The sequence below is a fragment of the Brevundimonas sp. UBA5936 genome, from assembly GCA_002430835.1.
Taxonomy (GTDB): Bacteria; Pseudomonadota; Alphaproteobacteria; order Caulobacterales; family Caulobacteraceae; genus Brevundimonas.
Genome location: DJDA01000117.1, coordinates 725 through 25,651, shown reverse-complemented (window position 1 = coordinate 25,651; position 24,927 = coordinate 725). Strand labels below are relative to the sequence as shown.

29 protein-coding genes and 1 pseudogene are annotated in these 24,927 nt (G+C 69.4%); 12 read left to right on the top strand and 18 right to left on the bottom strand.

Annotated features, from left to right (window positions below; genetic code table 11):
• Positions 1-275: pseudogene (locus B2Y21_RS12245) on the bottom strand (tRNA (guanosine(46)-N7)-methyltransferase TrmB); the annotation flags it as partial.
• A gap of 57 nt (positions 276-332) precedes the next feature.
• A complete protein-coding gene (htpX, locus tag B2Y21_RS12240) occupies positions 333-1,319 on the bottom strand; it encodes a zinc metalloprotease HtpX (RefSeq protein WP_292060107.1) in 987 nt (328 codons plus the stop codon).
• Between the two features lie 171 nt (positions 1,320-1,490).
• On the opposite strand from htpX, the gene B2Y21_RS12235 reads away from it, so the two are divergent.
• Positions 1,491-1,673: a DUF1674 domain-containing protein gene (locus B2Y21_RS12235; protein WP_200168705.1), complete on the top strand. Its 183-nt coding sequence runs from the start codon at positions 1,491-1,493 to the stop codon at positions 1,671-1,673.
• 199 nt (positions 1,674-1,872) lie between these two features.
• Positions 1,873-2,706, top strand: a complete 834-nt coding sequence (locus B2Y21_RS12230; protein ID WP_292060105.1) for a hypothetical protein — start codon at positions 1,873-1,875, stop codon at positions 2,704-2,706.
• A gap of 81 nt (positions 2,707-2,787) precedes the next feature.
• Here the strand turns inward: B2Y21_RS12230 and pyrF are convergent, their stop codons facing one another.
• Positions 2,788-3,510 carry an orotidine-5'-phosphate decarboxylase gene (gene pyrF / locus B2Y21_RS12225; RefSeq protein ID WP_292060103.1) on the bottom strand — a complete coding sequence of 241 codons (723 nt, stop codon included), beginning with the start codon at positions 3,508-3,510 and terminating at the stop codon, positions 2,788-2,790.
• Between the two features lie 98 nt (positions 3,511-3,608).
• On the opposite strand from pyrF, the gene B2Y21_RS12220 reads away from it, so the two are divergent.
• Complete coding sequence (locus tag B2Y21_RS12220) at positions 3,609-4,307, top strand: MarC family protein (RefSeq protein WP_087139683.1); 699 nt, start codon at positions 3,609-3,611, stop codon at positions 4,305-4,307.
• A gap of 4 nt (positions 4,308-4,311) precedes the next feature.
• Here the strand turns inward: B2Y21_RS12220 and B2Y21_RS12215 are convergent, their stop codons facing one another.
• The 4 genes from B2Y21_RS12215 to glpK form a co-directional block, all read right to left on the bottom strand.
• Positions 4,312-5,118, bottom strand: a complete 807-nt coding sequence (locus B2Y21_RS12215) for an SDR family NAD(P)-dependent oxidoreductase (RefSeq protein WP_292060100.1) — start codon at positions 5,116-5,118, stop codon at positions 4,312-4,314.
• A 10-nt stretch (positions 5,119-5,128) separates the two neighbouring features.
• The gene (locus tag B2Y21_RS12210) at positions 5,129-5,605 is read right to left on the bottom strand and encodes an Rrf2 family transcriptional regulator (RefSeq protein ID WP_087139679.1); all 477 of its coding nucleotides are present in this window, start codon (positions 5,603-5,605) and stop codon (positions 5,129-5,131) included.
• A gap of 88 nt (positions 5,606-5,693) precedes the next feature.
• Positions 5,694-6,782, bottom strand: a complete 1,089-nt coding sequence (locus B2Y21_RS12205; RefSeq protein ID WP_292060097.1) for a phosphotransferase family protein — start codon at positions 6,780-6,782, stop codon at positions 5,694-5,696.
• Positions 6,779-8,278, bottom strand: a complete 1,500-nt coding sequence (gene glpK, locus B2Y21_RS12200; protein WP_292060096.1) for a glycerol kinase GlpK — start codon at positions 8,276-8,278, stop codon at positions 6,779-6,781. The genes B2Y21_RS12205 and glpK overlap by 4 nt, the downstream gene beginning before the upstream one ends.
• A gap of 57 nt (positions 8,279-8,335) precedes the next feature.
• Here glpK and B2Y21_RS12195 point away from each other — a divergent pair, with 57 nt between their 5' ends.
• Positions 8,336-9,310: a threonine ammonia-lyase gene (locus B2Y21_RS12195; RefSeq protein ID WP_292060094.1), complete on the top strand. Its 975-nt coding sequence runs from the start codon at positions 8,336-8,338 to the stop codon at positions 9,308-9,310.
• Between the two features lie 55 nt (positions 9,311-9,365).
• A complete protein-coding gene (locus tag B2Y21_RS12190) occupies positions 9,366-9,821 on the top strand; it encodes a MaoC family dehydratase (protein WP_125899584.1) in 456 nt (151 codons plus the stop codon).
• 51 nt (positions 9,822-9,872) lie between these two features.
• Here the strand turns inward: B2Y21_RS12190 and B2Y21_RS12185 are convergent, their stop codons facing one another.
• Together B2Y21_RS12185 and B2Y21_RS12180 are read right to left on the bottom strand one after the other, a co-directional pair.
• Complete coding sequence (locus tag B2Y21_RS12185) at positions 9,873-10,805, bottom strand: Gfo/Idh/MocA family protein (protein WP_292060087.1); 933 nt, start codon at positions 10,803-10,805, stop codon at positions 9,873-9,875.
• 5 nt (positions 10,806-10,810) lie between these two features.
• A complete protein-coding gene (locus B2Y21_RS12180; protein WP_292060085.1) occupies positions 10,811-11,971 on the bottom strand; it encodes a DegT/DnrJ/EryC1/StrS family aminotransferase in 1,161 nt (386 codons plus the stop codon).
• Between the two features lie 202 nt (positions 11,972-12,173).
• On the opposite strand from B2Y21_RS12180, the gene B2Y21_RS12175 reads away from it, so the two are divergent.
• The 3 genes from B2Y21_RS12175 to B2Y21_RS12165 all read left to right on the top strand — a co-directional run bounded on the left by B2Y21_RS12175 (position 12,174) and on the right by B2Y21_RS12165 (position 14,745).
• Complete coding sequence (locus B2Y21_RS12175) at positions 12,174-13,283, top strand: AGE family epimerase/isomerase (RefSeq protein ID WP_292060083.1); 1,110 nt, start codon at positions 12,174-12,176, stop codon at positions 13,281-13,283.
• A complete protein-coding gene (locus B2Y21_RS12170; protein ID WP_292060082.1) occupies positions 13,280-13,789 on the top strand; it encodes a D-glycero-alpha-D-manno-heptose-1,7-bisphosphate 7-phosphatase in 510 nt (169 codons plus the stop codon). Before B2Y21_RS12175 ends, B2Y21_RS12170 begins: the two co-directional genes overlap by 4 nt.
• A 62-nt stretch (positions 13,790-13,851) precedes the next feature.
• Positions 13,852-14,745: an alpha/beta fold hydrolase gene (locus B2Y21_RS12165; protein ID WP_292060081.1), complete on the top strand. Its 894-nt coding sequence runs from the start codon at positions 13,852-13,854 to the stop codon at positions 14,743-14,745.
• Between the two features lie 126 nt (positions 14,746-14,871).
• On the opposite strand, the gene B2Y21_RS12160 is transcribed toward B2Y21_RS12165, so the two are convergent.
• From B2Y21_RS12160 to B2Y21_RS12150, 3 genes are all read right to left on the bottom strand, one after another.
• Positions 14,872-15,096 (bottom strand): alkylphosphonate utilization protein, encoded by a 225-nt coding sequence (locus tag B2Y21_RS12160; RefSeq protein WP_003166615.1) that lies wholly within the window; start codon positions 15,094-15,096, stop codon positions 14,872-14,874.
• A gap of 63 nt (positions 15,097-15,159) precedes the next feature.
• On the bottom strand, positions 15,160-15,762 hold the full coding sequence (locus B2Y21_RS12155) for a DUF4168 domain-containing protein (RefSeq protein ID WP_292060079.1): 603 nt from the start codon (positions 15,760-15,762) through the stop codon (positions 15,160-15,162).
• A gap of 155 nt (positions 15,763-15,917) precedes the next feature.
• On the bottom strand, positions 15,918-17,963 hold the full coding sequence (locus B2Y21_RS12150; RefSeq protein WP_292060077.1) for an NAD(+) synthase: 2,046 nt from the start codon (positions 17,961-17,963) through the stop codon (positions 15,918-15,920).
• A gap of 235 nt (positions 17,964-18,198) precedes the next feature.
• On the opposite strand from B2Y21_RS12150, the gene ftsY reads away from it, so the two are divergent.
• From ftsY to B2Y21_RS12135, 3 genes are all read left to right on the top strand, one after another.
• Entirely contained in the window at positions 18,199-19,134 is a 936-nt protein-coding gene (gene ftsY, locus B2Y21_RS12145) for a signal recognition particle-docking protein FtsY (protein ID WP_292060076.1), read from the top strand.
• Between the two features lie 5 nt (positions 19,135-19,139).
• Positions 19,140-19,784 carry an inner membrane-spanning protein YciB gene (locus B2Y21_RS12140; protein ID WP_292060074.1) on the top strand — a complete coding sequence of 215 codons (645 nt, stop codon included), beginning with the start codon at positions 19,140-19,142 and terminating at the stop codon, positions 19,782-19,784.
• Between the two features lie 234 nt (positions 19,785-20,018).
• Complete coding sequence (locus B2Y21_RS12135; RefSeq protein ID WP_292060072.1) at positions 20,019-20,681, top strand: MarR family winged helix-turn-helix transcriptional regulator; 663 nt, start codon at positions 20,019-20,021, stop codon at positions 20,679-20,681.
• 52 nt (positions 20,682-20,733) lie between these two features.
• On the opposite strand, the gene B2Y21_RS12130 is transcribed toward B2Y21_RS12135, so the two are convergent.
• The 5 genes from B2Y21_RS12130 to B2Y21_RS12110 form a co-directional block, all read right to left on the bottom strand.
• Complete coding sequence (locus B2Y21_RS12130; RefSeq protein ID WP_292060071.1) at positions 20,734-20,964, bottom strand: hypothetical protein; 231 nt, start codon at positions 20,962-20,964, stop codon at positions 20,734-20,736.
• Between the two features lie 69 nt (positions 20,965-21,033).
• Positions 21,034-21,597, bottom strand: a complete 564-nt coding sequence (locus B2Y21_RS12125; RefSeq protein WP_292060070.1) for a DsbE family thiol:disulfide interchange protein — start codon at positions 21,595-21,597, stop codon at positions 21,034-21,036.
• Positions 21,594-21,746 (bottom strand): heme exporter protein CcmD, encoded by a 153-nt coding sequence (gene ccmD / locus B2Y21_RS12120; RefSeq protein ID WP_003166605.1) that lies wholly within the window; start codon positions 21,744-21,746, stop codon positions 21,594-21,596. The genes B2Y21_RS12125 and ccmD overlap by 4 nt, the downstream gene beginning before the upstream one ends.
• Before the next feature lie 12 nt (positions 21,747-21,758).
• On the bottom strand, positions 21,759-22,478 hold the full coding sequence (gene ccmC, locus B2Y21_RS12115) for a heme ABC transporter permease CcmC (RefSeq protein ID WP_087141919.1): 720 nt from the start codon (positions 22,476-22,478) through the stop codon (positions 21,759-21,761).
• A gap of 69 nt (positions 22,479-22,547) precedes the next feature.
• On the bottom strand, positions 22,548-23,582 hold the full coding sequence (locus tag B2Y21_RS12110) for an adenosine kinase (RefSeq protein ID WP_292060069.1): 1,035 nt from the start codon (positions 23,580-23,582) through the stop codon (positions 22,548-22,550).
• A 149-nt stretch (positions 23,583-23,731) separates the two neighbouring features.
• Between B2Y21_RS12110 and B2Y21_RS12105 the strand changes: the two genes are divergently transcribed.
• Complete coding sequence (locus B2Y21_RS12105) at positions 23,732-24,622, top strand: ATP-grasp domain-containing protein (protein ID WP_125899597.1); 891 nt, start codon at positions 23,732-23,734, stop codon at positions 24,620-24,622.
• A gap of 2 nt (positions 24,623-24,624) precedes the next feature.
• Here B2Y21_RS12105 and B2Y21_RS12100 read toward each other — a convergent pair.
• Positions 24,625-24,927, bottom strand: a 303-nt coding sequence (locus B2Y21_RS12100) for an endonuclease III domain-containing protein (protein WP_414632855.1), incomplete at its 5' end; no start/stop codon positions are given.

Sequence of the window (24,927 nt, the reverse complement as noted above, 5' to 3'; positions counted from 1 at the left end):
GGATGACGCGCCGCCTGGGCCGCCAGATGCTCCCCGCCGCCGAAACCGATCTCCAGCCACGCCGCCTTCGCGCCTGGCATCAGGGCCAGGGGGTCGATAGGCCCCTTGGCCGGGTCCGGCACGGCGATGCGCGGCATCAGGGTGTCGAACAGCGCCGCCTGCTTCGCCTTGATCGGCCGCGACTTGATGCGCCCGAAGGAGCGCAGCGGGCCATGCGCCTTGGCCCACTCGGGGCGCTCGGCGTCGGACGGCTTGGGATCGGTGTCGTCGGTCATGGCGCGCGCTCTAGCGGCTAATGCCCGCGCACGCAAAGCCCCCTCGGTGCGGAAGGTTCAGCCCCACGGGCCGCGCGGCGGCGACAATGGACCGTCATCGGTCGTGGGCACGCTGGTCCCGCGGATCGGCGCGGCGGACGGTGAAGGCGCGACGAAGGCCGCCGCCGGGCGCACGCGCCCGCCCATGCCCATCTTCGCGCCCAGCTCCATCAGGGCGCGCACGCGGTTGCCGGTGGCCGGGTGGGTCGAGAACAGATTGTCCGCCCCCTTCCCGTTCAGCGGATTGATGATGAACATATGGGCCGTCGCCGGATTGCGCTCGGCCGGGGCGTTCACCGCCCCGCGCGCATAAGCCTCGATCTTCTGCAGGGCCGAGGCCAGGGCCTGAGGGTCGTTGGCGATCTCGGCGCCGACGCGATCGGCCTCGTATTCGCGGGTGCGGCTGATGGCCATCTGCACCAGGCCCGCCGCCATCGGCGCCAGCAGCATCAGGGCGATGGTTCCGATCATGCCGCCCGGACGCTCGCGGTCGTCGCCGCCGCCGAAGAACAGGGCGAAGTTAGCCAGCATGGCGATGGCGCCCGCCACCGTCGCCGTGACCGTCATGGTCAGGGTGTCGCGGTTCTTCACATGGGCCAGTTCATGCGCCATCACGCCGCGGATCTCTTCGCGCGTCAGCATGTCCAGCAGGCCCGTCGTCGCCGCCACCGCCGCATTCTGGGGGTTGCGCCCCGTGGCGAAGGCGTTCGGCTGATCGTTCGGGATGATGGTGATGTTGGGCAGAGGCATGCCGGCGTCCTGCGCCATCTGCTTCACATCGGCGACATAGGCGCGCACCACGGCGTTGGGGTGGGTCTCGTCCACCGGCTGGGCGCGGTACATCTTCAGGACGATCTTGTCCGCGTTCCAATAGCTGAAGACATTCATGCCCGCCGCCACGACCAGGGCGATCGCCATGCCTGTAGCGCCGCCGATCAGATAGCCGATCCCCATGAACAGGGCGGTCATCGCGGCCAGCAGGGCGAATGTCTTCAGATGGTTCATGCGGGGCTTCAGGCGAAAGGTTTCAGGCGACAGGGGTGGCGTGTTCAGCCGGAACGTCTATTTGAGCCGCAGTATCCCCGCTCTCAAGGCAGGCGACCTGTGACCGAACAGCCCACCCCCCCGACTGAACATCCGACCGAACCTTCCCCCGAGGAAGCCTTCAACGCCGACGTGCCCCACGCCACGCCCGAGCGCCCCCTGAACGAGGTCGCCCGCCGGGCCCTGCTGGAGGCCGCCGAACGCCGCGCCGCCGAGGAAGCCGCTGCGCTTCCGAACGAGGTCGGCGGCCGCAAGGGCCCGGAACCGACCCGTTTCGGCGACTGGGAGAAGAAGGGCCTGGCGGTAGACTTTTAGGGCGCTACCGCTCGCCGCGCGGCGGCTCGCTGCTTGAGCTGATTTGAGCGCGATCGCTCGGCGCGCAGCCCAGCCGCCGCTTCGCGGTCCCGCTCCCCATGACATGAAGGGAAAAGACCCCGGTTCCCTTGATGGGAGAATAGTGAACGCTCTGGCGAGATCCGCATTAACCTTTACGGCTGAAACAAGGAGCGCAGCCATGAAGGCTCTATTCTACGCCGCCGCAGGCGCGGCGGTCCTCATCGCCGGAGCGGCCGAGGCCCATCAGGCCGGCGCCCGATATAACGCCGCCGCCGGCTACGCCCGCGGCCCCGTGGTCCAGACCCGCGCCCAGACCTGGTACAGCGACACCGGCTGGCAGGGCGGCTACGGCCCGATCGAAAGCTACGGCTATGGTTACGGCTACGGCGGCGCCGGGGTTCGTCCGCCGGTCGTGATCGCCCCGTCGCAGCCGCCGATCCAGCATGGCGGCTACGCCTATTCCGGCGTCACCCGCTCCATGCCCTTCGGCTATCCGGTCGACGGCTACGGCCGCTACCCCTGGGCGCGCGCCGGCTATGGCGGCTACGGCGGCCAGTATCAGGGCCAATATCAGGGCGGATACCAGCAGGGCTATTATCAGGGCGGATACGGCTACGACTGCGGCCGCTGCGGCCCGCCGCCCCAGCCTATGCAGCCGGTGCATTACCGCGCCGAGCCGATCTACGTCAGCCAGCCGCCGGTCTATGTCTCGCAGCCGCCCGTCTATGTGGAATCGCCGCCGGTCTTCGTGCAGCCGGCCCCGGTCTACGTCGAACCGGCCCGCGTCCACGTAGCGCCGCCGCCGGTCCATGTGGCCGCCGCCGACGTGCGCGTCGCCCCGGCCCAGGTCGAGGTGGCCCGCCCCAACGTCTACGTCGAGCCGCCGCGCGTCGAAACCGCCCCGCCGGTCGTGAACTTCGACCAGGGCTATTACGCCGTGCCGCCCGCCCCGCCTGCACCGCCGTCTCCGACCGAGCGGCCCTACCGCCAGGAACGCGGCGAGCGCGGCTGATACGAAAAAGGGCGGCGCCAGCAGACGCCGCCCTTCTTGTTTCACGTGAAGCAGACCCCTTACGGATCAAGCCCATAGGCCTCAGACCAGGGCGATCTCCTGGGTGATCGCCTGGGCCGCCGCACGCGGATCGGCGACGGCCGTGATCGGACGGCCGATAACCAGATGGGTCGCGCCAGATTGCAGGGCGCTGGCCGGGGTCGCGGCGCGCGCCTGATCGTCCAGGGCCGCGCCTGCGGGCCGCACCCCCGGCGTCACGATCAGGAAGTCCTCGCGACCCGCCGCCGCCGCGATCTCGCGCGCCCGGCTCGCCTCATGCGGGCTGGAGACGACGCCGTGGATACCGGCCTCCAGCGCCTGACGCACCCGCTGCTCCACCAGTTCGGCCGCCGACAGGCTGTGATCGTCCGCCTTCAGGTCATCGTCCGTCAGGCTGGTCAGGACGGTGACGCCCAGGATCTTCAGGTCCGACCCCGCCGCGCCGCGCGCCGCCGCCGCCATCACCTGCGGCCGGGCGTGGACGGTCAGCAGGTCGCAGCCCGCGTTCGCCAGCACCGCCGTCGCCTTCTCCACCGTCGCGCCGATGTCGTGCAGCTTCCAGTCCAGGAACACCTGGGCGCCCGACGCCTTCAGCTCGCCCGCCAGCCCCATGCCGTCCGAGGCGAACAGCTGCAGCCCAACCTTGTAGAAGCCGACCGCATCGCCGATCCGCTCGACCAGGGCGCGCGCCTCATCGGTCGTCGGCACGTCCAGGGCGCAGATGACGCGCGGGTCGAAGGGGCGATTGGGGCGGTCTGCTGACATTTCCGGCTCTCGGCGGCTTGCAGGCGCGCGCGGATGCCCCGATAGGTGAGACAAGGGGTCGCGGTCGCGCGGCGGGTTTTCTAAGGCGGGGGCAAGCAATGAACGCGGTCGATCTGGGGGTCAACCTGTTCGTGGCGCTGTTCGCCCTGCTGGACCCGATCGGCAATGTGCCGATCTTCGCGGCGGCCACGGCGGGCGCCTCCCTGCGTCAGCGCATCACCGTCTCGGCCATGATCTGCGCCTTCGCGGCGGTCTTCCTCGGCTTCTTCTTCTTCACGGGCCTGGGCCTGCTGCAGTTCTTCGGCATCTCGCTGGCCGCCTTCCGCATCGCGGGCGGCATCCTCTTGCTGCTGCTGGGCCTGGACATGGCGCGCGAGGACTTCCTCAAGATCTTCGCCGACGCCGACGCCGCGACCGACGCCCAGGACGTGCGCGGCTACGCCAAGCGCCGGTTCAAGCGCCTGATCGTGCCCTTCGCCATTCCCCTGATGATCGGACCGGGCGCCATCTCGGCCATCATCATCCAGGCGGGCGAGGCCCAGAAGCTAGGCGCGGCGGGCACGGCGGCGTCGCTGACCGCCATGGTCGCCGCCTGTGTCGTCACCTTCATGTGCTTCGCCGCCACCGGCCCGATCAGCCGCATCCTGGGCGACGTCGGCATGGCCATTGTGGTGCGGGTGCTGGGCCTGATCCTGTGCGCCCTGGCGATCCAGTTCATCCTGATGGGTCTGGGCGAGGCCCTGCCGGGCATGTTCAGCGCGGGCGTCACCACCCCCTACCCCTCCGGCGGGCACTAAAGCTCTAGAGGCGGTCCAGCCGTCTGGCGTGGCCGCCGACCATCTTCAGCGCCAGGGCGTCGGGCAGCAGCCCGCCCAGCGCCGCCAGCACATTGTTGGCGACGCCCGGCGTCACGCGCGGCCGGTTGGCCTCGACCGCGTCCCAGCCGATGCGGGCCACGCGGTCGGCGTCCATCCACATCCACTTGGGATAGGCGGCCGAGACCTGATCGCGCGAGCCGTTGACGTCGTGGAACTCGGTATAGGTGTAGCCGGGGCACAGGGCGGTGACGTGCACGCCGGTCCCTCGCGTCTCCAGCCACAACCCCTGCGACGCCTTGATCAGGAAGCTCTTGATCGGGCCGTAAAGCGTGTCGCCGCCCGTCGCCGGCATCTGTCCGGCCAGGGAGGCCACGTTCAGCACCCGACCCCAGCCGCGCGCGACCATGCCGGGCAACACCAGGCGCGACAGCTCGACCGGCGCGCTCAGCATGACCCGGATCATGGCGGCGTGGTCGTCTGGGTCGGTCGTCAGAAAGCCCGTGGTGCGGCTGAAGCCCGCGTTGTTGATCAGGCCGTCGACGCTCAATCCCCGCGCCGCGATCGCCTCGACCAGACACGCGGGCGCCTCCGGCTCGGCCAGATCAGCGACGACCACGGTCGCAGCGACGCCGTGGACGGCGGCCAGTTCCCCGGCCAGGGCCTGAAGCGGCCCTTCGCGCCGGGCGGTCAGGATCAGGTCATGCCCCCGCGCCGCGCAGACGCGCGCCAGGGCGGCGCCGATGCCCGCCGAAGCGCCCGTGATCAGAACAGTGCGACGCCCCTCCCCCAAGGACGCCTCGTCAGGCCGCGTCGGCGTTGGGGCAGCACGGATGCGGCGCAAACGGACGCAACACTTCCGGGTCTTCGGCCAGCAGGTCGGCGATGGTGATCTTCGACAGGGCCGCGCCCGCCGCCTGATCCGCCGCCGTCAGGGCCTTGGCCACCTGGCGCGGAATATGCTCGCCGACCGGGCAGCCCTTGGCTCCGGCCGGAGGCGAGCCCAGTTGGGCGCAGCCGTTCACCGCCTTCAGCACCTCATCCAGGCGAATATCCTCGGGCCGCCGCAGCAGCCACGAGCCGCCCGACGCGCCCGGGCGCGTGGCGATCAGGCCCGCCTTGGCCAGCAGGGCCGTGACCCGGCGGATCACCACCGGGTTGGTCGGCACCGAGGCCGCCAGGACGGCGCTCGGCTCGGCCTCGGTCGCCGCATAGGCGCCCTTGTGGGCCAGATAGGCCAGGGCGTGGGCGGCGACGGGAAAACGTTGGCTGTCAGACATCAGGGTTCATGCTCCTGATGGGAAGGTAGGCCTTCCGAAGGCGTTTCACAAATCGATCCGTAACAAAAACTGTTTCCGTATGGCTCCGCTAGGCGCCCGCCTTGCGCGCAAAGCCCCAGGCGGCGTCCGAAAGCGGGCCGACCTGGGCGGCCATGGCCTTGGCGTGGGCGCTGGCGGCGGTGCCGTCGCGCACCCGTCCGGCGATGCCCTGACAGATGGCCGCCAGCCGGAACAGATTATAGGCGAACAGCCAGTCCAGGTTCGTCGGCGCCGCCGTCCCGGTCTTCTGAGCATAGCATTCGACCATCTCCGCGACCGAAGGAACGCCCAGCGTCTTGAGGTCCGCTCCGGCCAGGCCGTTGCGCAAGGACGCCGGGATCACCCAGGCGATCAGCAGATAGGAGAAGTCCGCCATCGGGTCGCCCAGGGTCGACAGCTCCCAGTCCAGCACCGCCCGCACCTTCGCCTCGATGGGATCAAGGATCAGATTGTCGAGGCGGAAGTCCCCATGCACGATCCGCGTCGGCCCCTCGGGCGGCAGGCTGTCGGGCAGGAAGGCGATCAGCCGATCCATGGCCGCGATCGGTTCGATCTCGGAGGCGCGATACTGTTTGGTCCAGCGCCCCACCTGGCGGGCGAAATAGTTCCCCGCCCTGCCGTAGTCGGCCAGGCCCGCAGCCTCCGGCTCCAGCCGGTGCAGGGCCGCCAGCGTATCGACCTGGGCGTCATAGATCGCGCGGCGCTCCGGCGGGGTCAGGCCGGGCAGCTTCAAGTCCCACAAGATGCGGCCGTCAACCTTCTCCATGACGTAGAAAATGGAGCCGATGACGCCATCATCCGTACACAGAGCATAAGGTCGCGCGACCGGAAAACCCTGGGCGTGCAGGGCCGAGATGACGGCGAACTCGCGGTCCACGGCGTGGGCGCTGGCCAGCAGCGCGCCCGGCGGCTTGCGACGCAGCACATAGGTCCGGCCCGGCGTGGTCAGCTCATAGGTCGGGTTGGATTGGCCGCCCTTGAACTGGCGGAGGGTCATCGGCCCGGCGTAGCCCTCGACGTTCGCCGCCAGCCAGGCGTCCAGCGCCGCCTCGTCCAGCCGATGGCGGTCGTCCACCTCGCGCGTGCCCGAAAACGTAGTTTGAGCGTCCAATGCCTGTGAATCCGTGGCCTCGGTCATTCCCCCTCCTCCGGCTGGGCGGCGATGATGGCCGCCCGTACTGCGCCGCGCCAGCCCTTGAGCAGCCGCGCCCGCGCCTCGGCTCCCATGCGCGGCGTCCAGACGGCGGGCGCTTCGGCCGGAGCGGTCCACAGGGCCTCGGTCAGACCGACGCCATAGGCCGCCAGCCGCGCCGCCCCCATGGCCGTCATCTCCTGGAAGGCGGGCCGTTCGACCTCGACCTCGCAGATGTCGGCGATGAACTGCATGGCGAAGGCGTTGGCGGTGACGCCGCCATCGACCTTGAGCCGCTTCAGCGGCGGCGCGCCGTCCTTCGTCAGGGCGTCCAGCAGGTCGCGGGTCTGATAGGCCAGGCTCTCCAGCGCCGCGCGGACCATGTGCGCCGGTCCGCTGTCACGGGTCAGGCCGACGACCGTGCCCCGCGCCTCCGGCTCCCACCAGGGCGCGCCCAGGCCGGTGAAGCCGGGGACCAGATAGACCCCGCCGTTGTCCTTCAACGTCTGGGCCATGGCCTCGGACTGGCGCGAATCCGACAGCACCTTCAGCCCGTCGCGCAGCCACTGGATCGCCGACCCGGCCGAGAAGATGGACCCCTCCAGCGCATAGGCCGCCTCTCCGTCCGCCGCATAGCCCAACGTCCCCAGCAGCCGCGAGGTCGAGGCCACCGGCGCATCGCCGACATTGGCGACCAGAAAGGCCCCTGTGCCGTAGGTGATCTTGGCGTCCCCCGCCGTCAGCGCGCCATGCCCGACCAGGGCCGCGTGCTGATCGCCCGCCGACCCATGAATGGGCAGGGCGCGCCCCAGCAGGGACGCATCGGCCTTCCCCAGCAGGGCGTCGCAGTCGCGGATTTCCGGCAGGGCCGCCATCGGCACGCCGAACAGGTCGCACAGATCCTGTCGCCAGGCGCGCGACGTCAGGTCCATCAGACTGGTGCGGCTGGCGTTGGTGGCGTCGGTGACGTGGCTGTTTCCGCCCGTCAGCTTCCAGATCAGCCAGGCGTCGATGGTGCCCAGCTTGACCTCGCCCCGCGCCGCCCGTTCGCGCGCGCCGGGCACAGCGTCCAGCAGCCAGGCGTATTTCGAGGCCGAGAAATAGGGATCGAGGATCAGGCCCGTCGCCGCCTGCACCGCCGCCTCATGCCCTGCCGCCGCCAGCCGCGTGGTCGCCTCAGCCGTGCGCCGGTCCTGCCAGACGATGGCGCGGTGCAGGGGCTCGCCCGTCGCCGCGTCCCAGATCACCGAGGTCTCGCGCTGGTTGGTGATGCCGATGGCGGCGAAGCGGCCGACGCCGCCTGCCTTCCTGACCACCTCGCGACAGGTCTGCAGCGTCGCGCGCCAGATCTCGGCCGCGTCATGCTCGACCCAGCCCGACTGCGGGAAGTGCTGCGCTAGCTCGATCTGGCTGACGGCGACAGCGTGGAAATCGCTCTCGGGCGAGACTTCAAACGCGATCGCCCGCGTCGAGGTCGTGCCCTGGTCGATGGCGAGGATCATATTTGCTTGCATGATGTGAGTTATGCAGAGCCTGCGCCGCGACGTAAGAGGGAACCCATGCATACGCCCTCCTTCTCAGGCGTCGTCGACGCCGCCCGCCAGATCGCCCCCGCCGCCGTCCGCACGCCGCTGATCGAGCATCCGGCCCTGAACGAAGCCATCGGCGGTCGCGTCCTGATGAAGGCCGAGACCTTTCAGGTCGCGGGCGCCTTCAAGTTCCGCGGCGCCTATAACCGCGTCAGCCGCCTGACCGAGGAAGAGAAGACGCGCGGCGTCGTGGCCTATTCCTCGGGCAATCATGCGCAGGGGGTGGCGGCGGCGGCCAAGGCTGTCGGCGCGCCCGCCGTCATCGTCATGCCGTCCGACAGCCCGACGGTGAAGGTCGAGGGCGTGCGCGCCTTCGGCGGCGAGGTGCGCTTCTACGACCGCTGGACCGAAAGCCGCGAGGCCATCGGCGCCGAAATCGCGGCCGAGCGCGGCTCGGTGCTGGTCCCGCCGTTCGACGATCCCTTCATCATCGAAGGCCAGGGCACGGTCGGGCTGGAGATGTTGGAACAGGCCGGTGTTCCGATAGATCAACTGCTGTGCGGCGCCTCGGGCGGCGGGCTGATCGCCGGGATCAATCTGGTCATGGCCGAACAGAGCCCCGACACCCGCGTCATCGTGGTCGAGCCCGACGCCTTCGACGACACTCGCCGCTCGCTGGAGGCGGGCGCCCGCACCGCCCATCCGCAAGGGTCGCCGTCCATCTGCGACGCCCTGATGGCGCCCATGCCGGGCGAACTGACCTGGCCGATCAACCGGCGCCTGGCGGGCGCCGCGACCGTCACCGACGCCGAGGTCGCAGAGGCCATGCGCTTCGCCTTCCGCTGGCTGAAGCTGGTCATCGAGCCGGGCGGCGCCGTGTCGCTGGCGGCCCTGCTCTCGGGCAAGGTCGAGGCGAAGGGGCTGACCACCGGCATCGTCCTGTCGGGCGGCAACGTCGACCCCGGCCTGTTCAGCGAAATCATCGAGGGACGCTTCGAGGGGTAGGCCTTGCCTCCGCCCCCTCCCCGCGCAAGGCTGGCGCAAACGGGAGGGGCGTCACATGACCAAGGCCAGCGAACTTCAATCCCTGATCGGACAGGAGGTCGGCGTCAGCCGCTGGTTCGCGCTGGATCAGGCGCGCATCGACGCCTTCGCCGGGCTGACCGAGGACGAGCAGTTCATCCACGTCGACCCCGAGCGCGCGAAGGCGACGCCCTTCGGCGGGACCATTGCGCACGGCTTCCTGACCCTCAGCCTCGCCTCGGCCATGAGCATGGATGCGGTCGCCCCGCTGGATGATCTGGTGATGGGGGTGAACTACGGCTTCGACCGCCTGCGCTTCCTCGCCCCGGCGCCGTCGGGATCGCGCGTGCGCGGCCGTTTCAAACTGTTGTCGGCCGAGGACAAGGGCGGCGGCCGCTGGCTGCTGAAGCACGAACTGACCGTCGAGATCGACGGCGGCGACAAACCCGCCCTGATCGCCGAATGGCTGACGATGCAGGTGGTGAAGGCCTAAACTCTCCCCGCTCATCCCGGCGTCCGCCGGGGTGAGCGGAGTATCAGGCGATCACTCCCCCAGACACCTCAGCGCCACTTCCAGATTGCGCAGGCCGTCTTCGCCGCTGACCGCCGCCGTCTCGCCGGTGCGGATGGCGTGGATGAAGGCCTCGTGTTCCTTTTTCAGCGGCTCGGCGGGCCAAGCGTTCAGCATCCGCGTGGAGTATGAGCCGTCCGGCTGCTGGCCGAAGAATTCCGTCACCTGGCGGGTGATCAGGTCGGCGACGATAAAGCGGTTCTTGGTCGCCACCTGCAGGACGCGGGTCTTGTAGGGCGTGACCCAGTTGGTGGTGATGTGGGCGATCACCCCATTGTCCATGCGGAACTGCAGCAGGGCCGAGTCCTCACGCGAAGCGTGGGTGTGGCCCAGCAGCGACTGAACCTCGGTCATCTCCGACCCCGTCAGGTGGCGGATGATGTCGATGTCGTGCACCGCCAGGTCGATGACCACCCCGACCTCGCCCATGCGCGGCGGGAAGGGGCCGACGCGGGTGATCTGGATGGAGATGATCTCGTCGCCGTCGATGGCGCGCTTGACCGTCTCGACCGCCGGGTTGAAGCGCTCGACATGGCCGACCATCAGCACGCGGTCATTGGCCCTGGCCGCGTCGATCATGGCCTGGGCGTCGGCCACCGTGGCCGCGATCGGCTTCTCCACCAGCACATGGACGCCCGCGTTCAGCAGGGCCACGCCCAGTTCGGCGTGATAGCGGTTCGGCGTGGCGATGACGGCGGCGTCCAGACCGGCGACGACGAAGGCCTCGGCCGTCGTCACGGCGGTCGCCCCATAGGCGGCGGCCACGCCCTCGGCCGTCACGGCGTCGGGATCGAAGACGGTCGTCAGCTCGACGTCGCGCAGCTCGGCCAGGACGCGGGCGTGGTTGCGGCCCATGACGCCGGCGCCGGCGACGCCGATCTTGAGGGGGGGCTGATGGAGAGTCATGCGGATCAGGCCTTGAAGCTGGCGACGGCGGCGATGATGCGGTCCTGCGTCGCCGCATCCAGATCGGCGTGCATCGGCAGGCTGATCACCACATCCTTCAGCCGCTCGGTGACGGGCAGGCCGCCCGCGCCGCGCGGATAGTGCTCATAGGCGGGCTGAAGGTGCAGCGGGATCGGATAATAGACCGCCGTCGGCACGCCCTGATCCTTCAGATGCGCGGCCAGGGCGTCACGGTCGGGATGCTCGACCGTATATTGCGCCCAGTTGGAGACCTTGCCTGCCGGGACGTCCGGAACCTTGGCGACGTGGGGACGCAGGCCTTCATTATAGCGGGCGGCGGCGGCGTTGCGCCATTCGATCTCCTGCGCGAAGACCTTCAGCTTCTCGATCAGGACGGCGGCCTGAATGGTGTCCAGACGGCTGTTCAGGCCGACGCGCATGTTCAGATATTTGGGGTCGTGGTCGAAAGTGCGGTCCTTCAGATCCACCCCGACCGCCTTGCCGTGAACGCGGATGGAATCAATCAGCTGGGCCAGGTCGTCGTCATTGGTCAGCACCGCCCCGCCGTCGCCGTAGCAGCCCAGCGGCTTGGCCGGGAAGAAGCTGGTGGTGGTCACATCGGCCCATTTCAGCGGGTGCGCGCCGTCGATGGTGCAGCCGAACCCCTGGGCCGAGTCCGAGATCAGCTTCAGGCCGTGCTTGTCGCAGATCGCCTTGATCGCCGGATAGTCGGCGGGCTGGCCGAACAGGTCGACGGCGATGACCACGCGCGGGGTCAGGCGGCCCTCGGCCTGGACGCCTTCGATGGCGCGCTCCAGCGCGGCCGGGTCCATGTTGTAGGTGTTCTCGTCCACGTCGACGAAGACCGGCTCGGCGTCGAACCAGGGCACGACCTCGGCCGTGGCGGCGAAGGTGAAGCTGGGGACGAAGACGGCGTCGCCGCGCCCGATCCCCCAGGCCATCAGCGGCAGGGCCAGGGCGTCGGTGCCGTTGGCGCAGCCCAGGGCGTGCTTGGCCTTGCCGAAGGCGGCCAGGTCGGCCTCGAACTGGCGCACCTGCGGGCCCATGACCCAGGCGCCGCCGACGACGGCCTCCTGAACGGCGGCCTCGATCTTGCCGCCGAGGCGCAGCCGCTGAGCCTGAAGGTCGATGAAGGGAATGGTCATTGCGATGTCGCTCTCTCGATGGGGCCGGCGCGGGCGGAAGTCCAAGGCTCCGGGGCGCGGACGCGAAGGCGGGTCGTCTGTGTCAGCCTGCGTCCTAGCAAAGCGGCGGGGTGCTGAACAAACCCCCCGGAGTCACTTCGCGTTGCGCGATGCAACGAAACCGCCGCTTGGCAAAGGCGAGAGCGCCGCCTAAGCCGGACCCATGAGCTTCGACGCCGCCGCCAGGAACCGGGTCCATGACTGGCTGTTCGGCCAGGCCCTGCCGCTGTGGGCGACGGCGGGGATCGACGATCAGGGCCGCTTCTTCGAGAAGCTGGACTTCAATGGGCGGCCCGTCACGGGCGTCCCCCGCCGCACCCGCGTCCAGGCGCGACAGACCTATGTCTTCATCCAAGCCGCCGCGCTGGGCTGGACCGATGCCGAACCCGTCGCCCGCGCCGCCCTGGACGCCCTGATCCGCCGCAACCGTCGGGACGACGGCCTGTGGGTGCGCGCCACGGACGACGCAAGCGCAGTTATCGACGCCACACCCGACCTCTATGACCTGGCCTTCGTCCTGTTCGCCCTGGCCGCCGCGCACCGCGTGCTGAAGGACGAACGGGCGCAGCGGCTGGCGCTGGAGACGCTGACGGCCATCCAGGCGCAGATGGCCGACCCGGTCCACGGCGGCTGGCAGGAGGCCGTGCCGCCGGTCTTGCCGCGCCGCCAGAACCCGCACATGCACATGCTGGAGGCCCTGCTAGCCTGGCAGGCGACGGCGCCCGATCCGGCCTTCGAGGCGGCGGCGCGCTCGGTGCTGGACCTGTTCAACCGGCGCTTCTTCGACCGCGAGCATCTGATGCTGGGCGAGTTCTACGAGGCCGACTGGAGCCCGCGCCCCGGTTCAGAAGGCCAATGCATCGAGCCCGGCCACCACATGGAATGGGTCTGGCTGCTGGGCGAAGCCGCACGCCTCGGCCTGCCGGATCTGAGCTCCGCAGCGCGCGCCCTCTACACCAGCGCCCTGACCTGCGGGGTCCGCGCCGATGGACTGGCCGTCCGCGAGATCAACCGGATCGGCCAGGTCCGCGACGGCGGCGTACGCCTGTGGGCCCAGACCGAGCTTCTGCGCGTCCTACATACGCGCGGCGAACACCTCAGGGCGGCCGGATTGATCGATCGCCTGTTCCAGACCCACCTGGCCACGACGACGCCCGGCCTGTGGATCGACGCCTTTGACGCCGAGGGACGACCGCTGGACGCCGCCGTTCCCGCCTCGAGCCTCTATCACCTGATGACCGCCTTCTCGGCCCTGTTGACGGAGCCCGCATGACCCAGCGCCCCGCCGCCTTCCTCGACCGTGACGGCGTGCTGATCGTCGACAGCGGCTATCCGCACCGGCCCGATCAACTGGTGTTGATCCCCGGCGCCGCCGAGGCGGTGAAGCGGCTGAACGCGGCGGGCTATGTCACCGTCATCGTCACCAACCAGTCCGGCGTGGCGCGCGGCATGTTCAGCGAAGAGACCATGCACGACTTCAACCGCCGGCTGGTCGCGCGGCTGGCCGAAGGCGGCGGACGCATCGACGCCGTCTACGCCTGTCCCTTCCATTCTGAAGCGGCGGACGAACGCTATCGCCATCCCGACCACCCCGACCGCAAGCCCAATCCCGGCATGTTGCTGAGGGCCGCCGCCGAGCACGACCTCGACCTCTCCCGCTCATTGATGATCGGCGACCAGCCCTCGGACATGGAGGCGGCGCGGCGCGCAGGCGTGGCGGGCCACCGCTTCACCGAAGGCGATCTCGATCAATTCATCCGCGATCTGCCGCCCGCCTGATCGCTATTCTACATTTGATGAATTAACGTCGCTGGAACGGAACTGCTGTTCGGAGACGATCCATGCCGATGACCACCCCGCTGGCCGACCGCTACGTCGAGCGGCGCTGGACCTCGCCGGACGGATTGAGCCTCTACGCCCGCGACTATGCTCCGGCCGAGGGTCCGGCGCGCCTGCCGGTCATCGCCATCCACGGCCTGACGCGCAACAGCGCCGATTTCGGCGTCATCGCCGGCCTGATCGCCCACAGCGGCCGCCGCGTCCTGGCCGTCGACGTACGCGGGCGCGGCCGGTCGGACCGGGCGCCCGATCCCATGACCTATACGCCGGACGTCTATGCGAAGGATGTCGTGGCCCTGATGGAGCAGGCAGGCGTAGAGAAGGCGGTCTTCCTCGGCACCTCCATGGGCGGGCTGATCACCCTGGCGCTGACGGCCATCAAGCCCAAGGCCATCGCCGCCGCCATCCTGAACGACGTCGGCCCCGAGGTCGCGGCCGAGGGACTGGCTCGCATCGCCGCCTATACCGGCCAGCCCGTCGCAGTCGAAAGCTGGGACGACGCGACCGCCTACGCCCGGCGCATCAATGAGGCGGCCTTCCCCCATTATTCAGACGCCGACTGGGCCGCCTTCGCCCGCCGCATCTTCCGCGAGGGAACCGAAGGGGCGCCCGTGCTGGACTATGACCCCGACATCGCAGCGCCGATCAAGGCGGCGGGGTCCAAGGCGCTGGTTCCCAACCTGTGGCCCTCGTTCCGGGCGCTGGCGCGCAAGAAGCCGACCCTGCTGGTGCGCGGCGGAACCTCGGACCTGCTCAGTTCCACCATCGCCGACAGGATGAAGAAGGCCGCCCCCGCCCTGGCCTATGCCGAGGTTCCCGGCGTCGGCCACGCCCCCATGCTGGACGAACCCGAAGCCCGCGCCGCCATCTTCGAATTCCTGGCGGAAGTGGGCTGAGGCAGCCTGCCGGGCCTCCAGCAGTACGAGGCCCGGTCGACCAGCTAAATTGGCCTCAAGTAGCGCGAAGCACGATAGGCCGTCTAATGGGCCTCAAGTAGCGCGAAGCGCGTTAGGCCCCCTAAATTATGCCTTCTTCACGAACTCCGTGCGCAGGACCAGGCCGCGCACCTTCTCGACGTTGGCCTCGATTTCGTCGGGGTCGCCGGTCAGGCGGATGTTCTTGACCAGGGTTCCGCGCTTCAGCGTCACCCCGCCCGAGCCCTTGACCTTCAGATCCTTGATCAGGGTCACGCTGTCGCCGTCCGACAGGAGGTTGCCGTTGGAGTCCTTGGTGACGTCGTCGCTCATGATCAGTCCTGTCTGAAATGGAAGAAGGGCCGCCGCATCAGCGACGACCCTCGTTCAGATGGCCTATTCGCCCTGACGCGCCTGGGCAAGGGCGATGCGCGCCTGAAGGTGCTCGTCCTGAGCCGTGGCGGCGGAAATGGCGTTGAAGCGCTCGATCTCAAGGCCCGAGTTCTGGATGGCGGCGGCCATCTGGGCCTGCTGTTCCGCGTTCGGCTGGGCGCCGTTCAGGGCGCGGGCGATGCCCGAGATCTCGCCCATGGCGGCGGCGAACTGACCGGCTTCGGCGTCGGTGACGCCAGCCCCGACCGAGCCGGGCGCGGACGGCGTCGCGCCCGCCACAGCCGCGCGGGCCTGCAGCATCGGGTCAGCCGAAACGGCGGCCGAAATAGCGTTAAAACGCTCGACGGCCAGGCCCGAGTTCTGCACGGCGCCGGCCATCTGGGCCTGCTGCTCCTCGGTGGGCGTTCCATTCTGGACGGTCGCGGCCACGCTCTGGACCGTCTTCATGGCGGCGGCGAACTGGGCCAGTTCGGCGTCGGTCGGTTCACCGGCTGCCGCTGCGGCGGCAGCGGGGGCTGGAGCGGCGTCCTGCGCCAGGGCGGGCGCGGCGGTCAGGAACAGGGCGGCCAGAATGGCGGTCGGGGCGGCGGCCGTTGCAAAACGCATGGCGTATCCTTCTTCAACCCCGAACGCTCAGCCCAAGGCTGACCCGGACAGATCCGGGCTCTCCCGCACGACCGGGTGTGTCAGGCTCACAGAGGGCGGGGAGAAGAAAACGCTAACCCGCGCCGTGCGGGCGGGTAAACCCCAGGCGGGTCGTTTCAACCATCAGGCGTATTGGCGTCCAGCTCGTCCAGCCAAACCCGCGCCGAGGAATCCGACGGCGCGCGCCAGTCGCCGCGCGGCGACAGCGACCCGCCCGTGACCACCTTCGGCCCGTTCGGCACGGCCGAGCGCTTGAACTGGCTGGTCTGGAAGAAGCGAATCAGGAACTTCCGCAACCAGCCCTTGATGGTCGGCAGGTCATAGGCCGTGCGATCCGCCTGCGGCAGACCGACCGGCCAGGCGCCCGTCGCGGCGTCGCCCCAGGCCTGATGCGCCAAATAGGCGACCTTGGACGGCTTCAGGCCGAAGCGGCTGATGTAGAACAGGAAGAAGTCGTTCAGCGCATAGGGGCCGACGATGCTCTGCGTGGACTGGATCGCCCCGTCGGCGCCCGCCGGCACCAGTTCGGGCGAGATCTCGGTGGCCAGTATGGCGTGTAGCGTCGAAACCGCCGCCTCCCCCACCAGACCGCGCTCGGCCACCCAGCGGATCAGGTGCTGGATCAGGGTCTTCGCCACACCGCCGTTGACGTTGTAGTGGCTCATGTGGTCGCCGACGCCATAGGTGCACCACCCCAGCGCCAGTTCCGACAGGTCGCCGGTGCCCAGCACAAAGCCATGGTTCTGATTGGCCAAGCGGAACAGATAGTCGGTGCGCAGGCCCGCCTGGACGTTCTCGAAGGTGATGTCGTGCACCGGCTCGCCGTCCGCGAAGGCGTGGCCGATGTCGCGCAGCATCTGTTCGGCGGCGGGGCGAATGTCGATCTCGGCGCCGGTGACGCCCACCGCATCCATCAGCGCCCAGGCGTTCGACTTTGTCCCTTCCGAGGTGGCGAACCCCGGCATGGTGAAGGCCAGGATGCCGGCGCGCGGCAGTTCCAGCCGATCAAAGGCGCGGCAGGCGACCAGCAGAGCCTGGGTCGAATCCAGTCCGCCCGAGACGCCGATGACCAGCGTCTTGGCCCCCGTCGCCGTCATCCGCCGCATCAGGCCCTGAACCTGAATGTTGAAGGCCTCGAAACAGTCCTGATCCAGACGCGCGGCGTCGTCCGGCACGAAGGGGAAGCGGTCCAGCGGACGGATCAGGGCGTCGCCCGGCCCCTGCCCCGCCTCGAACGGCACCACGGTCGCAGCCTCGCCCTCCAGCCGGGCGCAGTCGGCGAAGGTGCCGTTGCGCAGCCGATCCAGCCCGATGCGGTCCACGTCCACGTCGGCGACCGTCAGATGGCTATGCAGGGCGAAACGCTCGCCCTCGGCCAGCCGCGCGCCCAGTTCGTGGATGGTCGCCTGACCGTCCCAGGCCAGGTCCGTCGTGCTCTCGCCCCAGCCCGAGGCGGCGAAGACATAGGCTGACAGGGTGCGCGCCGACTGGCTGGCGCACAGCAAGGCGCGCTCGTCCGCCTTGCCGATGACGATATTGGAGGCCGACAGGTTGCACAGGATGCGCGCCCCCGCCAACGCCGCCCGCGTCGACGGCGGCTGCGGCGCCCAGAAGTCCTCGCAGATCTCGACCGCGAAGACGAAGCCCGGCCGGTTGGTCGCCTCAAAGATCAGGCCCGGCGCGAAATCGACGCGCTCGCCGTTCAGGACGACGGCGTCCTCGGATCGGCTGGCGGCGGAGGCGAACCAGCGCTTCTCATAATATTCGCGGTAGTTGGGCAGATATGTCTTGGGAACCACGCCCAGCACCTCGCCCCCGCCCAGCACGACGGCGCAGTTGAACAAGGCGTCGCCGTTGCGGATCGGCGCGCCGATCACGGCGATGACGCCGGCCTCGTCCGCCACCTCGGCCAGACGGGCGATCTGGCGCTCGACCTCTTCCAGCAGGGCCGCCTGCATGTGCAGGTCGTCGATGGCGTAGGCGCTCAAGGACAGTTCGGGGAAGACCAGCAGGTCTGCGCCCTGCTCGCCCGCCTGACGGATCAGCCGTTCGTGTTCCTCGGCGTTGGCGGCAGGGTCGGCGACATGGACCACCGGGGTCGCGGCGGCGACGCGCACGAAGCCGTGACTGCGCGGGGCGTGGAAGGAATGCGTCTTCGCCATCAATCTTTCGCTCCTGTCGGACGCGCTCGGTCCAAAGCCTCCGGCCGCGTCCGTCCCCTCCGCCGTCATCCCCGGCCTTGTGCCGGGGATCCATAGACTCGAGGTCGGCCGACAGGGCCCCCCCGTCAACCCCGGCGTTTATGGATTCTCGGGACAAGCCCGAGAATGACGGAAGAAAAAGGCGCCGCAAGGATCGCGCGTGACCTGAGAACCGCTGTCGGCTAAGGCTCACGTCATGAGCGATACGCCCAAAAAAGGCTGGTTCCAGCGGCTGAGCGAAGGCCTGTCCCGGTCTTCGAAACAGATGACCGATCAGGTCGTCTCGACCTTCGTCAAAGAGCCCCTCTCGGAGGAGGCGCTGGAGCGACTGGAAGAGCATCTGATCGAGAGCGATCTCGGCCCCGCCGCCTCGGCCCGCATCGTCGAGCGGTTCCGCGAGCTGCGCTTCGGCAAGACCTCCGACGAGCGTGAGGTCAAGGAGGCCCTGGCCGAGGCCGTGGCCGCCGAACTAACGCCGCGTCAGGCGACGTTCGACCCTCTGTCGGGGCCCAAGCCCTATGTCGTCCTGTTCGTCGGGGTGAACGGCTCGGGCAAGACGACGACGCTGGGCAAGATCGCCTCGGACCTGACGGCCAAGGGCGCCAAGGTGATGATCGTCGCCGGCGACACCTTCCGCGCCGCCGCTCGCGAACAGCTCAAGGTCTGGGCCGACCGCGCGGGCGCCCATTTCGAGAGCCGCCGCGACGGCGCCGACGCCGCCGGCCTGGCCTTCGACGCCTTCGCCAAGGCGAGGGAAGAAGGCTTCGACGTCGTGCTGATCGACACGGCCGGGCGGCTGCAGAACAAGTCGACCCTGATGGACGAACTGCTGAAGATCGTGCGCGTGCTGAAGAAGGTCGACCCGGACGCCCCGCACGAGACCCTGCTGGTGCTGGACGCCACCGTCGGCCGCAATGCGCTGGAGCAGGAAAAGATCTTCGGCCGCACCGCCTATGTCTCGGGCGTGGTGATGACCAAGCTGGACGGCACCGCGCGCGGCGGCGTCCTGGTGCCGGTGGCCCAGGCCTCGGACGCCCCGATCAAGCTGATCGGCGTCGGCGAGGGGGTCGAGGATCTGCAACCGTTCGATGCGCGCGCGTTTTCCCGATCTCTGGTCGGGCTTGAGGACTGAAGCGTATGAGTGAAGCGTCCGAAACCAAGCGCCCGCAATGGATTCGTCAGGCCGTCGACTTCGGCGCCCTGATCGCCTTCATGGCCGCCTATTTCATCACCCGCGACATGATCAAGGCCACCTGGGTTCTGGTCATCGCCTCGATGATCGCCCTGGCCGTCGGCTTCATCCTGGAGCGGCGTCTGGCGCCCATGCCCCTGATCACCGGCGGCTTCGCCCTGGTGTTCGGCGTCCTGACCATCGTCACCGACGACGACCTGTTCGTGAAGCTGAAGCTGACGGTGCAGAACGGCCTGCTGGCCGCCGTCCTGCTGGGTTCGCTGCCGCTGAAGAAGTATCCGTTCAAGGCTCTGCTGGGTTCGGCCATCAAGGTGACGGACGAGGCCTGGCGCAAGCTGACCTTCCGCTACGGCCTCTACTTCCTGGCCGTCGCCATCGCCAATGAGGTGTTCCGCAGTCCGACCGCCGTCACCGCCATCTGGTCGGCGCTGAACCTGGGCACGCCCGACCCCAACGGCGTCTGGACGGCCTTCCGCGGCGTGCTGTGGATTGCGGCCTCCATCTTCGGCCTGTCGCAGGTGCCGCTGATCCTGAAGAACATGACCAAGGACGAGGAACGCGGCCCCGTCTCCCCCGACACGGGCCTCTAGGTTCAGAGCGTCTCGCTTCTCGCCGTCACCCTCGGGTCAAGCCCGAGGATGACGGAGTGAGTGGCCCGTTCACGCACCCATTCTGGGCCTCAAGTAGGGCGAAGCCCGGTAGGCCCACCAACTAAATGTCTTCAAACCGTCAGCCTTAACGTCGTCAAAGCGTTAAGCCGGGCTGTTAGCTGTTGCAGCATCATCCGGCCACGGCCGGTATCGGGCTGTTCGGGAACGAAGACGATGATCAAGTCGGGCAAGCAGGCGAAGATCAAGGGCGGGCTGGCGGAATCGCCCAGCCATCTGATGCACCGCGCGTTGCAGCTGGCGTTGGACATCTACGCCGAGGAAGCCGGGCCGGACGGCCTGACCCAGCGCCAGTTCGCCGTGCTGGAGGCCGTGGCCGCCCGCTCGGGCTTGACGCAGACGGACCTGGTCAAGGCCACCGGCATCGACCGCTCGACCCTGGCCGACCTGGTGGCGCGGATGACGACCAAGGGCCTGCTGGAGCGTGAACGCTCGACGCTGGACGCCCGCGCCAAGGCCGTGCGCCTGTCGCCCGAGGGCGAGGCCGCCCTGCTGGCCGCCCGCCCGCGCGTCGAGGCCGCCGACAAGCGGATCATGGGCCTGCTGCCCAAGTCCAAGCGCGACAGCTTCCTGGACCTGTTGTGCAGCCTGTCCGACGCCGCCGACGCCGCCCCCGAACAGGCCCGCGCCGACATCAAGGCGGCGAAGAAGGCGGCCAAGGACGCCAAGAAGGCGGAAAAGGCCGCGCGCAAGGGCGACGGCAAGGCCGACGGCCGCGGCAAGAAGAAGAAAAAGGGCGAGCCGGTCGTGGAGCAAGCACAGACCGACGACGCCGCCGACGCCGTCGTGGTCCCGCTCACGGGCGCGGCTGAAGGCTAAGCCCTCCCTTTCCTGGCCTCCGTCGGGATGAGCGGGGTATTGAGGCTGCGCCCTAAACCCGAATGTCGAGCAGGGAGCCGGGGCGTTGCAGGCGCGACGTCGGCGCCACCTGTTCGACCGGCGCAGAAGCCGCCGCAACCGGACGCGCCGTCTCCTCGACCGCTGCCGGCGCCGCCAGACCCATGGCCTGGCGGAAGAAGGCCGACTGGGCCGTTCTCAGGGTATGAGCCGCACCGCCCGCCTGGGGCGGAAAGGCCGGCCGCTCGGACGAAATCGCGGACATGGGCTGAGGATGCCCGCGCTTCGTCTAGATATGGTTAATGCGCGATTCACCCTGTTTCGGGCGATCGCCTCAACGCGCGGGGGCGTTCAGGGCGTCGGTCAACTTCTTCAGGTCGGCGTCGGTCAGGATCGGCCCCGAGGACTTGGCGACGATGGTCCCATAGGCGTCGACGGCGAAGCTCTCGGGCACGCCCGACACGCCCAGGTCCAGCCCGGCGCGCCCCTCGCGGTCGACCAGCACCAGGCGGTAGGGATCGCCCAGCTCTTCCAGGAAGGCGTCGGTGGCGACGGGATCGTCCTTGTAGGCCACGCCGACCACGGCGATCCCCTGTTCCTTGAGCTTCATCAGATGCGGATGCTCCAGACGGCACGGCGCGCACCAGCTGGCGAACAGGTTGACGATCATCGGCTTGCCGACGCCCGCCGTCTTCAGGTCCAGCAGGTCGCTGCCGGCCTTGCCGTCCGCCAGGATCGGCAGGACCGTCGTCTCCGGGATCGGCTGGCCGACCAGGGCGTCCGGCTTATAGGTCGGGCCCGCGGCGGGATCGCCCGCCATCCGGTCCATCTGCGTCATCAGGAAGATCCCCAGCGCCGCCAGGACGACGATGGGCAAAAGGGCCAGCCAGCGTTTCATTTGCGCGCAGCCTCCAGCCGGGCCAGCTCGCGCTTCCAGCGGCGGGCCGCGATCAAGGCGCGGGCCGACAGGGCGGCCAACACCACGGCGCTGATCCCCCAGGCGGGCCAGACGAAGGCGCCGTAGGGGCTCATGTCCAGATCAAGCACGAAGCGCCTCCATTAGGCTTCCAGCGCCGCGCGGGCGCGAAGGGTCAGAACGCGGCGGCGACGGACCTCGGTGCGGATCGACGTCAGCCAGATCGCGCCGAACAGCACGGCGTAGGCCGCCATCATGGTCAACAGGGCGGGCAGGAAGACCGGGTCCACGCTGGTCCCCCCCGACCGCAGCAGCGACGCGGGCTGGTGCAGGGTGTTCCACCAGTCGACCGAAAACTTGACGATCGGCAGATTGATCAGGCCGACCAGCCCCAGCACCGCCGCCGCGCGCGCCGCCTTGGCCTCATCGTCGATCGAGGCGCGCAGGGCCATGTAGCCGAGGTAGAAGAGGAACAGCACCAGCACGCTGGTCAGGCGCGCGTCCCACACCCACCACGTCCCCCACATGGGCTGGCCCCACAGAGAGCCGGTGACGAGCGCCAGGGCCGTGAAGGCCGCGCCCGGCACGGCCGCCGCCCGCGCCGCCGCATCGGCCAGCGGATGACGGAACACCAGGGCGAAGAAGCTGGACACGCCCAGCGCCCCATAGGCCATCAGGCCCAGGCTGGCGGCCGGGACGTGGATGAACATGATGCGGACGGTGTCGCCCTGCTGATAGTCGCCCGGCGCGGTGAAGCTGAACCACGTCCCCAGCAGCAGCAGGCCGAGCGCGCAGATCCACAGCACCGGAACCAGGGGGCCGGTGAAGCGCATGAAGCGGTCGGGATTGGCGAGGCCGAACATGGGCCGCCGATTACGCGGCCCAGCGCCCCACGGCAAGCGGGCGCGACGTCCGACCCTTTGTCGCGGCTCTTAGAGGCTCAGGCCGTGCTGCGCCGCCAGGTCTTTCAGCCCCACCATCGGACGCGGCCCCCAGTGGGCGATGACTTCCGACGCGGCCAGCGAGCCGAGCGCCCCGGCCTCGGCCAGGGACAGGCCGCGCGACAGGCCCAGCAGAACGCCCGCCGCGTACTGATCGCCGGCGCCCGTGGTGTCGACGACCTTCTCGACCGGATAGGCGGCGACCTCGACCCGCTCGCCGCCGCGGAACAGCACCGAACCGGCGGCGCCGCGCGTCACGGCCGCCACCTCGACGAGGCGGCCCAGGTGGGCGGCGGCGTGGTCGAAGTCCTCGGTCTCGAACAGGGCGTGCAGCTCGGCCTCATTGGCCAGGACGATGTCGGCCGAGGTCTCGATGAAGGCCAGCAATTCGGCGCGCCAGCGATGGACGACGAAGCTGTCCGACAGGGTGATGGCGACCTTGCGGCCCGCCGCATGGGCGGCGGCGGCGGCGGCCTCGAAGGCCGCGCGGGCCGGGGCCGGATCGAACAGATAGCCTTCCAGATAGACGATGGCGCTGTCGCCGATCACGCCCGCGTCGACATCGGCCGTGGTCAGCTGGTTGGCGGCGCCCAGGAAGGTGCACATGGTGCGCTGGCCGTCCGGCGTGACGTTGATCAGACAGCGGCCGGTGCCGAAGCCCTTGCCCGCGCCGTCTTCCAGCACGGGGGTGTCGAAGTGGACGCCGACGGCGCGGATGTCGTGGCTGAAGACCTCGCCCAGGGTGTCCTTGGCCACCTTGCCGATATAGGCGGCGCGCCCGCCGAACGAACCGACGCCCGCCACGGTGTTGCCCGCCGAACCGCCCGAGGCCTCGACCCCCGCCGCCATGGCGTCATACAGGGTCGCGCTCTGCGCCTCGTCGACCAGCTGCATCGAGCCGGGGATCAGGCCCTTGGCCTCCAGGAAGGCCGCATCGCACGGCGCCAGGACGTCGACGATGGCGTTGCCCAGGGCGCAGACGTCGAAACGGGCGTTTTGGGCGAAGGCGGGCAGGGATTGGGTCATATCCGCCCCATAGCGGGCGAGACGGCCGCGCGCCAGTGCGCCGGCCCCGCCTCCCGACGAAAAGCGGCCCTTCACGCCGATGCGGCGGCGGCCTAAAGCCGATGGACCTGTTGCACACGGCCCTCGCCGGGCCTTGCGGAGCCGCGCCCATGACCGACGTCGCCGTCCTGACCCCTGATCCGGCCGATCCCACCTATTCGACCCTGTGGCCCGGCGTGCTGGACCGGCTGGGCGAGGCGCTGGCGACGGCGGGGATCACGGCCCGGCCGACGCCCTGGACCGATCACGTCGAGAACGCCCGCGCCCTGATGGACTTCCCCCTGGTCCTGCCGCTGCTGGTCTGGGGCTATCATCAGGACCACGACCGCTGGGTGCAGGCCTGCACGACCTGGGCCGAGGCGGGCGCGCCCCTGGCCAATCCGGCCGCGACCCTGCGCTGGAACGCCGACAAGCGCTATCTGGCCCGCCTGGCGGAAAAGGGCGTCGCCGTGCCCGAAACGATCTTCGCCGACCACGTCGACGCTGCGGTTCTGGAAGCCGCCTTCGCCGCCACGGGGGCCGAGACCCTGATCGTCAAGCCGACCGTCTCGGGCGGCGCCTGGCGCACCCTGCGGGTGGCGGCGGGCGACCTGCTGGACGCGGCCCTGGCCGACGCCCCCGTCGGCGGGACGATGATCCAGCCCTACCTCAAGGCCATCGAGACCGAGGGCGAGACCTCCCTGCTCTACTTCGGCGGCGAGCTGAGCCACGTCGTGAACAAGCGCCCCGGCGCGGCGGGCGAGTTCCGCATCCAGACCCAGTACGGCGGACGCTACCAGGCGCTGAAGGCCGCGCCCCAGGGCGCGCTCGATCTGGCCGAACGCACCCTGGCCGCCATCGACGAAGACCTGCTCTACGCCCGCATCGACATGACCAAGGACGACGACGGCGACTGGGTGCTGATGGAGGCCGAACTGATCGAGCCGGACTTCTACCTGGCCGCCGCGCCCGAAGCCGGCGCCCGCTTCGGTCAGGCGGTGCGGGCGCGGCTGGAGCGTTAGGCCTACACGCCCATGAAGCTGGCGCGTGAGGGGCACAGGTCCGAGATCACGCACCCCGGACATTTCGGCCGCTGCGCCAGACAGGTGTAGCGGCCGTGCAGGATCAGCCAGTGGTGCGCCTTGGGCAGCCAGGCCTCGGGCACGATCTTATGCAGTTGCTGCTCCACCTTGTCCGGCGTCGCCGCATTGGCCAGGCCCAGCCGGTGCGAGACGCGGAAGACGTGGGTGTCCACCGCGATGGCCGGCTCGATCCCCAGTTCGTTCAGCACCACGCTGGCGGTCTTGCGCCCGACGCCCGGCAGGGC